Source organism: Nocardiopsis sp. iso_238 (assembly GCF_056173325.1).
The window spans coordinates 639,437-651,153 of record NZ_CM149668.1; the positions used below are offsets into that span (position 1 = coordinate 639,437).

Below are 11,717 nucleotides of genomic sequence, written 5' to 3' on the forward strand. Positions count from 1 at the left end.
CCCGGGCCGACGTCCCCTGGCGGGGGCGTCGGCCCGCGCCGTGTACCAGGGGCGGGGAATGCGCGGCGGGGTGGACGGCGTTGCGTCCATTGATGAGTCAACGCCGTTTACTTCTCTGCCCCCGAAACCACGTTCCGGTGGTCGCGTCCGTCCCTCCCCGGTGTCCGACGGGGAGGGACTGATGCGCCGCATCGCGATGTTCCGTTCCCTGGCCGTGCGCAACTACCGCATCTACGCGCTCGGCCAGCTGGTCTCCAACCCCGGCACCTGGATGCAGCGCATCGCGCAGGACTGGCTGGTCCTCCAACTCAGCGGAGGCAGCGGGATCGCGCTGGGGATGACCACCGCGCTCCAGTTCCTGCCGATGCTCTTCCTCGGGCTCTGGGGCGGCGCGATGGTCGACCGCTTCGACAAGCGCAAGCTCCTGATCATCACCCAGGCCAGCATGGGCGTCCTCGCCGTCGGCCTGGGCGTCCTGGCCACGCTCGGCGCGGCCGAGGTCTGGCACGTCTACCTGTTCGCCTTCGGCCTCGGCTTGATCACCGTGCTCGACAACCCGGGGCGTCAGGCCTTCGTCCCGGAGATGGTCGACCGGGAGCTGCTGCCCAACGCGATCGCCCTGAACAGCGCCAGCTTCCAGCTCGGCCGCGTCACAGGCCCCGCCGTCGCCGGTGTGCTGATCGGCCTGGTCGGCAGCGGTCCGGTGTTCATGGTCAACGGGCTCTCGTTCGCCTTCACGATCGTGGCGCTGCTGCTGATCCGCACCGCCGACCTCAACCCCACCGAACGCGTCCCGCGCGGCAAGGGGCAGATCCGCGAGGGTCTGCGCTACATCGGCGGCAGACGCGACCTGGTCCTTCTGCTGGTCCTCGCCGGCTCCGTGCAGTTCTTCGGCGCCAACGCGCAGAACCAGATCGCCCTCATGGTCAACAACGTGTTCGAGACCGGCGCGACCGCCTTCGGTGTGGCCGCCGCCGCGCTCGCGGTGGGCGCGCTGGCCGGGGCCCTGCTGGCAGCGCGCCGTGAGCACCCGCGCCTGAAGCTGGTGCTGATCGGCGCGATGGGGTTCGGCGCCACCCAGCTCGTGGCGGGTCTGATGCCCGGCTACGTGGCCTTCGTGCTGGTCCTGGTCCCGATGGGCGTGCTCTTCATGACCTTCGTGACCACGCTCAACGCCACCTTCCAACTGAGCGTCGACCCCCAGATGCGCGGCCGGGTCATGAGTATGTTCCTGCTGGTGTTCATGGGTGTGGCCCCGATCGGCGCGCCCGTGGTGGGCCTGATCGCGGACGCCTTCGGCCCGCAGGCCAGCCTGCTCACCGGCGGCGCGGTGACCACCGTCGTGGTCGGCGTGCTCACCGTGCTGCTGATGCGCACCAGGGGCGTGGCCGTCCGCGACCTGCTGCCCCGGAGGTGGCGCGGACCGGAACCCGTGGGCTCAGGCGGTGACCACCCGGGTGACCATGGAGACGGAGCTGACCGCGAGCAGCACCAGCACGGTGCGGCGGAAGAGCTCGGCGTCCAGCCTGCGGAAGAGCCGCTCACCCGCGAGGGTACCGATCAGCAGCGCGGGGGCACCGACCAGCAGCAGGCTGCTGACCTGCGGAGTTAGCTGGCCGCCGAACCCGAAGCCCACCAGCGTCGCCACGCTCGTCGCGGAGAACGTCACGGCGAGTGTGGCCCGCTGGACCCGGGGCTCCAGTTCGGCCAGCCGCGAGCCCTGGAGCCCGGCCACCATGAGGGGGCCGTCGATCGCCGTGGAGGCGAACGCGGCGCCCGAGAGCGCGCTCATCCCGGCCACCGCCCCCATACCGCCCGGGATGCGTACCCGGCGCCACACCAGGACGGTGCCGAGGACGACCGTCGCCGCGATCAGCACCAGCAGGACCTGCTCGGAGAGCACGTTGAGCGCCCACAGCCCGAACGGCACCCCCGCCAGGGCGCACACGAGCAGCAGCAGGGCGGCCCGCCGGTCCACGTGGGCCCGGTCCCGCAGCGCGACCCACAGGTTCAGCGGTACCGCCAGGGTCGCGGAGACCACCACCGCCGTGACCGGGTCCAGGAGCAGGGCCAGCGGCGGCACGGCGGCCAGGGCGAACCCGAAGCCCGCGGTGATGCGGATCAGGGCGGCCAGTGTCAGGACCACGAACACACAGGCGAGGACGTACACGGGGGCGGCTCACAGGACGAGGTGGCGGGCGGCGGGTGTCGAAGGGATGATGATGTCATGACCCTGTTCGTCGCGCTGTGGCCGCCCGACCAGGTCCGGAAGCGTCTGGAACGGGCGGTGCGCGCCGCCCGGCCCACCGCGCCGGAGCTGCGCTGGACCCCGCCGGAGCGATGGCACCTCACCCTGTTCTTCCTGGGGGAGCCCGCCGTGCGCGTCCCCGAACTCTCCACGGCGCTGGAACGCGCCCTGGAGGGGCACCCGCCCCCGGACCTGTCCCTCGACGGCTGGGGCGTCTTCCCCAGGGCGGGCGGGCCGGGACACCACGCGTCCGTCGTATGGGCCGGGGTGCGGGGCGACGGACTCCCGGAGCTCGCCGGGGCCCTGGCCGAGGCGGCCCGAGGCGCGGGCGTGCCCGTCTCGTCACGCCCCTTCGTGCCGCACGTCACCCTCGCCCGCGCCCGGAGGCCCCGCGACGTCACCCGGACCCTGCGTGCCCTGGGCCCGGCGCCGGACACCGGCTGGCGGGCCGACCGGATCGCCCTCGTGGAGAGCCGCCCGTCAGGGCCGGACCGCTACCGGACCGTCCGGAGCTGGGGACTACCCTGGGGTAGCGAATCCCAACGAGCACCGGAGCGGGGCACGTCATGAGCATGCTCACCAACAACCGCAAGCAGCGCTGGCTCCTGCCGGTGGTGCTCGGTTCGATCATGCTCATCGTGGTCCTGGGAGCCCTCTTCGGCTGAGCGGGCTTGACCCTGACACAGGTGTCAGGGTCCTAGCGTGCGGCCATGTCCACTCCCACGCTCCGTTCCGGCTGGCTGGCGTGCCTGGCCCTGATCGCCTTCGCGGTCGGGACCGACGACCTCGTCATCGCCGGACTCCTGCCGGTCATCGCCCTGGACCTCGACGTCGGCGTCGCCGCCGCGGGGCAGCTCGTGACCGTCTTCTCCCTCACCTACGCCGTGGCCGCGCCGCCGCTGGCGGTGGCCACCGCCCGGATGCCCCGCCGTACCCTCCTCCTCGGCGGACTCGCGGTGTTCGCCCTCGTCAACCTGGTCACCGCCCTCGCGCCCACGTACACCGCCCTCCTGGCCCTGCGGGTGCTCGCCGCCCTCGTGGCCGCCGCCCTCACCCCGGCGGCCTTCTCCACGGCGGCCCGGCTCGCCCCGCCTGGGCACACCGGACGCGCGGTGGGCGCGGTCGCCGCCGGGCTGACGGTCGCCCTCTTCCTGGGGGTGCCGATCGGCGCGCTGCTGGGCTCCGTGTTCGGCTGGCGCTGGGCCTTCGTCGCCGTCGCCCTGCTCACCGTCGCGGTCCTGCTCGCCTCCCTCCGGTACCTGCCCCCGCTCCCGGGGGCGCCCGAGGCGGGGCTCCGCGATCAGCTGCGCCACCTGGGCCGTCCCGCGATCCTGACCTGCGTGGCCGGGACCGTCGCCGGTGCCACCTGCGGGTTCATGACCTACACCTACGTCGCTCCGCTCACCCGTGACCTCACCGGAACGGGCGGCGCGGCCCTCGCCCCGCTGATCGCGGTGGTGGGCGTCGCCGGGGCGGTCGGCACCTTCCTGTGCGGGCGGGCCACCGACCGCTGGGGGGCGGACCGGGTCCTGCTTAGCACCTTCGCCGGGATGGTCGGGACCAGCCTGCTCCTGGCCGTGCTCGGGCTCCCCGCCAGCGTCCCGGTCTGGGCCCTGGCCTGCGTCCTCGGCCTGTGGGGCTTCGCGGCCTGGGGGTTCGCGGCACCGATGAGCGCCAGGCTCCTGTTCCTGGCCGGGAACGCGGGCACCGAGGCCCTGGCGCTCAACACCGGCGGGCTGTACGTGGGCACGGCGGTGGCCGGGGCCCTGGGCGGTGCGGTCGTCGCCGGACACGGGGGAGCGGGTGTCCCGGTGGCCGCCACCGCCGTGGGCCTGGCCGCGCTGGGTTTCATGGCGCTCTCCGTCCGCTGGTTCCCCGCCAGCAGGCCGACCGCACGGGTTTCGTAGGCTGGTGGGGCCGCGCACCCGCGCGGCCCCACCAGGTCGGAGACGGCATGCGCATCGGAGAGCTCGCCGAACGCACGGGCGCCAGCCCGCGCTCCCTGCGGTACTACGAGCAGCGCGGACTGCTTGCCTCGGAGCGGACGGCCAACGGCTACCGCGAGTACGGCCCCGAGGCCGTGGACCGGGTGCGCAACATCCGCCTCCTCCTCGAATCCGGGCTGACCTCGGAGGACGTCCAGGAACTCCAGGACTGCCTGGAACTGGACCTGGTCCGGGAACCCGCCTGCGCCGAGGCCGTGGCCCTCTACGAGCACCGGCTCCGGGCGGTCAGGGAACGCATCGAGGCACTCACCGCCACCCGGCACCGCATCGAACGCCAGCTCTCGGAGGAGACCGGGACCTAGGCCCGTCCCTTGGCGAGGGTGAATGCGGAGATCGTTCCGTCGCCGAATCAGGATCGTGGATCCACGAATTCCGAGGTCGAGGCGCTTCTCGTTACGCGAAGGTCGATCCCCCTGATTCGACCGTGTTCCGGTGAACTGGTCGCTGTTGTTCGGCGTGCTTAGGATAGCGGGACCATCCTTTGACTCCCCTCTGAAGGGCCTTTCGTGAACGAGCGCCGCGCGGAGCATTTCCGCCGTGTCCGTACCGCTGCCTCGCAGATGATGTGGACTCAGGACGATATCTATCCCTGGTTGGGTGAGGAATGGCCTCCGCACCTCAGTGCGGCGTGGACTGCGCTGGAGGCGGAGTTGACGCGGCTGGCGCGGGAGGATGTCGAGGCCCTGGAGGGTTTCGATCCCGCGCACCACGTACTGTCGCGTCGGGGGCCAGGAGGACAGCCGATCACGTTGACGGAGGCGGCGGAGGACTGGCACGAACGCATCGTCAACGGACCGAAGCTCACCCCGGAGCCGCGCCCGATGGGGTACGCGGGGTTGGCCCCGGGCAGCGCGGTGATCCTCTCGACCGGGTGGCACAGTTCGCTGAGTTACCTGTTCGCAGGGGAGCTCGACGCCCGGGTGGCGCCCGGGCGACCGGCGGTGACCTTCGGTCCCCAGAGTCGGGAGCTGGCCGAGGTGTATCGCGATCTCGCCGACCAGTTGCGTGCCCCCTTGCGGGATGTGCCTGAGGTACCGGCGCGCGTCGAGCCCGTGCGGGGCGGCTTCCCGGTACGGGAGAGGGAGGTGTCCGAAGCCGACTACGGGAGGTTGTGCGCTCTGGCCAAGGCGGCAGCCGAGGCGGTTCCCTCCAGAGAGGAGGTCATCGGCAACTGGGAGAGCGGAGTCTCGGTGCCGGTGGTCGACGCGGCTCGGAGGGTGTCGCGGATCCTGGAGGGAAGCCAGGAGCCCGCGTGGGTGGAACCCACGGAGGGGGTAGACCCCTCTGTGGACAGCGTGCGTGAAGCCGCCATGGTCGTGTCCTTGGAAGAGGACGGTAGATCCTTCCGTGACAGGTTCACCAGGAAGGACGCTCCCACGGGGCCGGACGAGAAGGAGTCCCTGGAGGACTACCAGTACTCCTCGTGGCCGGTCAAGAGAGATCGTCGCATCGTGCTGACCCCCACCTACGCGCTGGTGATCGCGGAGGTGTTGGACGAGTTTGCGGCACGGATCGCCCCTGGCCTGAGCGTGGGGCAGATGCAGTTCGACGCGTTCCCGCTGTGCGTCTTCCTGCGGCGCCTCGAATCTCGGATCGAGGTGCTGTGAGCGGGCGGAGAACGGGCCGCGAACGGTTGCTGGTTCTTGGCCCCACCAAACTCGACGACGGGATCAGCAGGTTCAACCGGTCGTTCATCAGTGGATGCCTGGACCGGGGGCACCAGGTCACGGCTTTGTCTGTAGGTGGGTACGAAGCGATCGAGGGTGTCACGGAACTGGGATTTCCCGACGCCCCTCCCGAAGGAAAGACCCTTTCTGAGTTGGAGGGGCATCTGTGGTCGCACATGACACCGGCGATCGACAGATACCGGAAGCAGAACGATCACCAGGACCCCACCATGATCGTCATCAACGGGAAGTTCCGGCACATCGGTCCTCAGATGAAGGACATTCTCCCTGAGGCGCGTCTGGTTCAGGTGAACCACAATCTGTCCTATTACACGGAGTATCCGATGGCGGACGGTAAATGGTTCGAGCGCCATTACCAGAGCGGGTTCGCCAGCACGATGCAGCGCACCGACCTGGGAGTGGGGGTGGGCCCAGCTCTGTCCGCCGACCTGTTGCGGGTGGGGACGCCCCATGTGTTGGAGGCCGCTCCGCCGACCATGACCTCCAAGCACGGAGACGCCCAGCGTGCCCAGCATGCTGCGGAGCGGATGCGTGATCCGGACAAGCCGGTCAGGTTTTTGCTGTATGGGCGACTGGGTGACTCGGCCAAGGGGAAGTCAATCGCTCTGGGGGCGATGGAAAGTATCCACAAGCAGGGCCGTCGGAACGCTCGGCTCACCCTACTCGGAATACCCCCCGACGAGCTCTCTGACGAACAGGCTGCCGCGGATCGTCTTCTCGGGCCGGGAGTGGTGGAGTGTCTGCCCTACACCGATGACGACCGGGTAATCCAAGAACAACGTGACCGGTGCGATGTTGTGCTCATGCCTTCGTTGGGCGAAGGGTTCGGGCTGGTCGCCAGCGAGTCCTTCAGTGAGGGTGTCCCTGTGCTCGTGACCGAGAGTTCGGGCGCAGGCATGTTTCTTTCGGATCCCGATCGCATGCCCCCGAAACTGCGAGAACGGTTCGTCGTCCGAGACGAGGATCTTTGCCGTGCGCTCATCAACAAGGAGGGTGATCCCCGGCAGGTCGAGAAGCGCCGACAGAAGCGCTGGGGCGCGTCCATGGGCAAGATGATGGACGAGTACCCGCAGTACCTGAGCCTGAGCAGAGGGGTCCGGGACCGGCTCCTGGACGGGAAGTTCACGGAGGGGCACCTGGCCGAGGCCATCATTCACGGTGCGCACGCTCTCCCCGGTCAACACGGCAAGCAGGGGCCGGGTGCGGTGATTCTTCCTGCTGTCGGCACTCGGGATCTGGGGGTGTCGGTGGGGCCGACGATGGCGACCTTGAAGAAGGAGAGGAGCGAACAGAAGCTCCACACCACGGGTCTGAAGGCCAGAAAGGAATCGCAGGCGAGTCCCGGGCGGGGTCCTGGTTCACAGCTGCGGTCCATGGCAAGGGAGGGCGCGGCGTCGCAGAAGGAGACCAGGAGCAGACAGCTGTCCATTCCCACCCGGCGGACACGCGACACCTCAGGCAAGGACGACGGACCGACCCGGTGAACCGGAGCTACGGCCGTGCCAGCAGTCTCGCCTAGGCCGCGGCTGCGGTGAGGGAGATCGCGTGGGTCACCAGGGCGGCGTTGTCGTGGGCCTCCGTGCCGTCCGGGAGCCGCATCGTGTCCTCCAGGCCGATCCGGATGTCCAGGCCCTCCTCCACGGCCTGTTCCAGGACCGGCCAGGCCGTCGCGTCCACGCCGTGCAGCAGGCGGGGCACGCGCACCCGGCCCCGGTCCAGCACACGGGTGATCGCCTCCGTGTTGCGCCGGGCGTCCTCCACCGCCACCTGGGTCGGCTCCACCAGCACCGCCGCCACCTCCACCCCGGTCGCGACCAGGATGCGGGCCGCGTCCACCGTCCACACACCGGCCTCCACGGCGACCCGGCGGTCGCCCAGGAGCTGGATCAGGTCCACCGAACCCGCCTCGTGCAGGTTCACCGACACCGAGTCGGGCAGAGCCGGTGAGGCCCACCGGTGCACCAGGTCGTAGCGGCGCCAGGGGTCGGACTCCGCCGACAGCGCGGTGGTGAGCGACACCGGGACGTCGGGCCCGTCCGCGCGCATCCGCTCCATCAGGTCCGCCACCACCTGCGGATCCAGCGACTCCGCCCCTCGGGGGTCGCGCGGGTGGATGTGGACGGCGGTGGCGCCCGCCGCCACCACGGCGTGCGCGTCGGTGACGAGCTGGTCGACGGAGACGGGCAGCGCCGGGTGCGCACCCGGACGGCGGTCACCGTTGAGACAGGCGACGATCCTCATGAGGTCTCTCCTTGCGGCGCTCTCTATGCCGAATGTTCCCGCTCGCACCCGGGTGCAAGCCCCCGGCCGTCCGCCCTGGCAGGATGGCGGGCATGAGAAGATCCCTGACCCTCGTCGCGGCTGCCCTGTTCGCGTTGGCCCCGACGGCCTCCGCCGCGGCAGCCCCCGTGGACCCCGAGGACGGGACGGGCGGGGTCGACTACCCGCGCGGGGGCGAGGGCCCCGAGGGTTCGGAGATCGCCTTCGAGTTCCAGGACGACCGCATCTCCGAGTCCAGCGGGCTGGCCCCCTCCCTGCTGCACGAGGGTGTGTGGTGGACGCACAACGACAGCGGCGACCACCCCTCCGAGGTCTACGCGGTCAATGAGGACGGTGAGACGCTCGCGACCGTCACCCTCGACATCGAGCGCCGTGACTGGGAGGCGATCAGCGTCGCCCAGGGGCCCGAAGGGGTGCCCACGGTCTTCGTGGGCGACATCGGTGACAACTTCGGCGGCGGCTGGCCGAACATCCGGGTCTACCACTTCACCGAACCCGAGGTCCTGGGTGACTCCGTCCTGGACCCGTCGGTGTTCACCTTCACCTACGAGGACGGCGGGCGCGACGCCGAGGGGATGATGATCGACCCCCGAAGCGGCCGCCTCTACGTGGTGTCCAAGGAGTTCGCGGGCAGCGTCTACGCCGCGCCGGAGAACCTGGACCCCTTCGGGGAGAACGTTCTGACCAGGGTGGACTCCGCGCCGCTCTTCGCCACCGACGCCGCGTTCAGCCCGGACGGGACCCGCTACGCCATCCGCACCTACTGGGGGGTGAGCGTCTACGACGGGACCGACGGCGTGCCGGGCAGGTCGGTGGGCTCCTTCGACCTGCCCGAGATGGAGCAGGGCGAGTCGGTGGCCTTCACCCCGGACGGCACCGCGCTGATGGCGGGGACCGAGGGCGCGAACTCCCCGGTCTGGCGTGTCCCGCTGTCGGGGGAGCTGCTGCCCGACGCGGTGGCCGAAGCCGAGGCCGAGGTCGAGGCCTCCCCGGCCGCCGACGAGGGCGAGGGCGAGGAGACCCGGGAGTCGGGTGCCGGAGGCGCGCTCCCGCTCATCCTCGGCGGAGCCGTCGTGGCCGTGGTCCTGATCGGCGGCATCGTCCTCCTGGTCCGCCGCACCTGAGGGCGCCGGTTCCCGCGTCCACCCGACCTGTGTTCGCCCCGGAGGTCCGGTGGCCCCTACTTCTCGGGCTGCGGGTCCAGGTAGTGCTCGCGGCACAGGAAGGCGTGCCGGGAGAAGTCGGTGAACACGCCGTCCACACCCGCGTCGAAGAAGGCCTCGTACTCGGCGGCGAAGCCGCCGTAGTCCTTCGGGTCGCCGTCGGAGCGCAGGTCGGTGGGGAGGAAGTGGTTCTCGCTGCGGAACGTGAAGGGGTGCACGACCAGCCCGGCCTCGTGGGCGTCCTTCACCAGGTCGGTGGGCTCGCCCAGGGAACCGTCCTCGTTGGTGGGGATCACCAGGCTCTTGTGCGGGCCGATGGCGTGCGCGAACGCCGCCACCTCGGCCAGGCCGTCCGGGGTCGTGTAGTGCGTCCAGTGCTCCTCGGTACCCATCAGGTACACGAGCGGCAGTCCCGTTTCGGAGAGCTTGCGCAGGCTCTCGGCCTCGAAGGACTGGAGGAACACCGGGACCCTCGGCTCCTCACCGACCAGCTCGGCCTCGCGGAGGGCGGCGATCAGCGGCGGTTCGAGGTCCAGGCCCTGCTCCACGTGGTGGGCGGGGTGCTTGGTCTCCGGGTAGATGCCGATCGGGCGGCCCAGTTCCTTGGTCAGGGAGAGGGCGAGCTCGATGACCTCCTGGAGGGTCGGGATCCCGTAGGTCCCGTCCATCACCGCGTTGTCCGGGCGGACCTTGGCCATGCGCTCGCGGGCCCGGAGCGTCCTGATCTCGGCCAGGGTGAAGTCCTGCGCGTAGAACCCCTCGACGGTGCGGCCGTCGATGGTCCGCTTGGTGCGCCGGTCCGCGAACTCGGGGCGGTCGGCCACGTCGGTGGTCTCACCGATCTCCTGCTCGTGGCGGCAGATCAGCTGGCCGTCCTTGGTGGCGACCAGGTCCATCTCGATGAAGTCGCCGCCGTGCCGGGCACCCAGTTCGTACGAGGCCAGCGTGTGCTCGGGCCGGTGACCGGAGGCCCCCCGGTGGGAGATGATCTTGATGGGGAGTTCAGTCTTCTTGTTCCTGCGCACAGTGGGACCGTCCTGGGAAACGATGAGCGGAAGTAGGAGAAGGAGGCCGACCCACGCGCGGCGGGTCGGCCTCCATTCTCCAGTGTCGGCGGACCGATTCAGGACGGTCCCCTGGTGATCCCCGTCAGGACAGGCGCGTCAGGACGTGGTCGATGCACTCGGTGAGCGCGTTCACGTCGCTGGGCTCCACGGCCGGGAACATCGCCACCCGCAGCTGGTTGCGGCCCAGCTTGCGGTAGGGCTCGGTGTCCACGACGCCGTTGGCGCGCAGCACCTGGGCGATCCGGGCGGCGTCGACCTCGTCGGAGAAGTCGATGGTGCCGACCACCTGGGAGCGCTGGGCCGGGTCGGTGACGAACGGCGTCGCGACGGGGGAGCGGTCCGCCCAGTTGTAGAGGATCGAGCTGGACTCGTGCGTGCGGGCCACGGCCCACTTGAGGCCGCCCTGGCCGTTGATCCACTCCAGCTGCTCGGCGAGGAGCAGGAGGGTGGCCACCGCCGGGGTGTTGTACGTCTGGTCCTTGGCGGAGTTGGCGACCGCCGTGGTCAGCGAGAAGAACTCGGGGACGTAGCGACCGCTCGCGGCGATCTCCTCGACCCGGGCGAGCGCCTTGGGCGACATGACCGCGATCCACAGGCCGCCGTCGGCGGCGAAGCTCTTCTGCGGGGCGAAGTAGTAGACGTCGGTCTCGGTGATGTCGACGTGCAGACCGCCCGCGCCGCTGGTGGCGTCGACCAGGACGAGCGCGTCCTCGTCGGCCCCGGCGACCCGGCGGATCGGCGCGGCCACGCCGGTGGAGGTCTCGTTGTGGGTGAGCGCGTACACGTCCACACCGGCCTCCGCGACGGCCTCGCCGTGGGTGCCGGGGTCGGTGGTGATGACCGTCGGGTCGTCCAGCCAGGGGGCGCCCCCGACGACCTTCGCGAACTTGCTGGAGAACTCACCGAACGCCAGGTGCTGCGACTTGGAGCGCACCAGGCCGTGGGCGGCGATGTCCCAGAAGGCGGTGGTCCCGCCGTTGCCGAGAACCACCTCGTAGCCGTCGGGCAGGGACAGGAGCTCGCTCACACCGGCGCGGACGCGGCCGACCAGGGACTTGACCGGCTTCTGCCGGTGGGAGGTCCCCAGGTAGCGGGAGCCGGAGGCGGCGAGGGCGTCGAGCTGGGCGGCGCGGACTTTGGAGGGGCCGCTTCCGAAACGGCCGTCGGCGGGCAGCAGGTTCGCGGGAATCTGAATCTCGGTCACGCCGACCAGCGTAGTGGTGGACGTCGCGGGAGCGCCGGTCAGGTCGGCAATTGGTGTCGTG

General features: G+C 70.5%; 10 protein-coding genes and 1 pseudogene. 7 read left to right on the forward strand and 4 right to left on the reverse strand.

The annotated features are described in order from the left end of the window. Positions 1-181: 181 nt before the first annotated feature. Positions 182-1,612: an MFS transporter gene (locus AC0VYL_RS02875; RefSeq protein ID WP_475458819.1), complete on the forward strand. Its 1,431-nt coding sequence runs from the start codon at positions 182-184 to the stop codon at positions 1,610-1,612. Here the strand turns inward: AC0VYL_RS02875 and AC0VYL_RS02880 are convergent. Next, positions 1,523-2,170, reverse strand: a pseudogene (locus AC0VYL_RS02880) (TSUP family transporter); the annotation flags it as partial. The gene AC0VYL_RS02875 and the pseudogene AC0VYL_RS02880 sit on opposite strands and share 90 nt — an antisense overlap. Positions 2,171-2,227: 57 nt before the next feature. Between AC0VYL_RS02880 and thpR the strand changes: the two are divergent. From thpR to AC0VYL_RS02905, 5 genes are all read left to right on the forward strand, one after another. Continuing rightward, complete coding sequence (thpR, locus tag AC0VYL_RS02885; protein ID WP_475482240.1) at positions 2,228-2,818, forward strand: RNA 2',3'-cyclic phosphodiesterase; 591 nt, start codon at positions 2,228-2,230, stop codon at positions 2,816-2,818. Between the two features lie 140 nt (positions 2,819-2,958). After that, entirely contained in the window at positions 2,959-4,155 is a 1,197-nt protein-coding gene (locus tag AC0VYL_RS02890; protein ID WP_475482241.1) for an MFS transporter, read from the forward strand. A gap of 47 nt (positions 4,156-4,202) precedes the next feature. Beyond that, entirely contained in the window at positions 4,203-4,556 is a 354-nt protein-coding gene (locus AC0VYL_RS02895) for a MerR family transcriptional regulator (RefSeq protein WP_475458845.1), read from the forward strand. A 204-nt stretch (positions 4,557-4,760) separates the two neighbouring features. After that, positions 4,761-5,861 (forward strand): hypothetical protein, encoded by a 1,101-nt coding sequence (locus AC0VYL_RS02900; protein ID WP_475458848.1) that lies wholly within the window; start codon positions 4,761-4,763, stop codon positions 5,859-5,861. Next, entirely contained in the window at positions 5,858-7,426 is a 1,569-nt protein-coding gene (locus AC0VYL_RS02905; RefSeq protein ID WP_475482242.1) for a glycosyltransferase family 4 protein, read from the forward strand. The genes AC0VYL_RS02900 and AC0VYL_RS02905 overlap by 4 nt, the downstream gene beginning before the upstream one ends. Before the next feature lie 31 nt (positions 7,427-7,457). Here AC0VYL_RS02905 and AC0VYL_RS02910 read toward each other — a convergent pair whose 3' ends face one another. Next, on the reverse strand, positions 7,458-8,183 hold the full coding sequence (locus AC0VYL_RS02910) for a 3-keto-5-aminohexanoate cleavage protein (protein ID WP_475482243.1): 726 nt from the start codon (positions 8,181-8,183) through the stop codon (positions 7,458-7,460). Between the two features lie 92 nt (positions 8,184-8,275). Between AC0VYL_RS02910 and AC0VYL_RS02915 the strand changes: the two genes are divergently transcribed. Next, positions 8,276-9,346: a hypothetical protein gene (locus AC0VYL_RS02915; protein WP_475482244.1), complete on the forward strand. Its 1,071-nt coding sequence runs from the start codon at positions 8,276-8,278 to the stop codon at positions 9,344-9,346. Positions 9,347-9,402: 56 nt separating this feature from the next. Here the strand turns inward: AC0VYL_RS02915 and AC0VYL_RS02920 are convergent, their stop codons facing one another. Together AC0VYL_RS02920 and serC are read right to left on the reverse strand one after the other, a co-directional pair. Beyond that, positions 9,403-10,410: a glycerophosphodiester phosphodiesterase family protein gene (locus AC0VYL_RS02920; protein ID WP_475482245.1), complete on the reverse strand. Its 1,008-nt coding sequence runs from the start codon at positions 10,408-10,410 to the stop codon at positions 9,403-9,405. A gap of 124 nt (positions 10,411-10,534) precedes the next feature. Continuing rightward, entirely contained in the window at positions 10,535-11,656 is a 1,122-nt protein-coding gene (serC, locus tag AC0VYL_RS02925) for a phosphoserine transaminase (RefSeq protein ID WP_475482246.1), read from the reverse strand. Positions 11,657-11,717 lie beyond the last annotated feature (61 nt).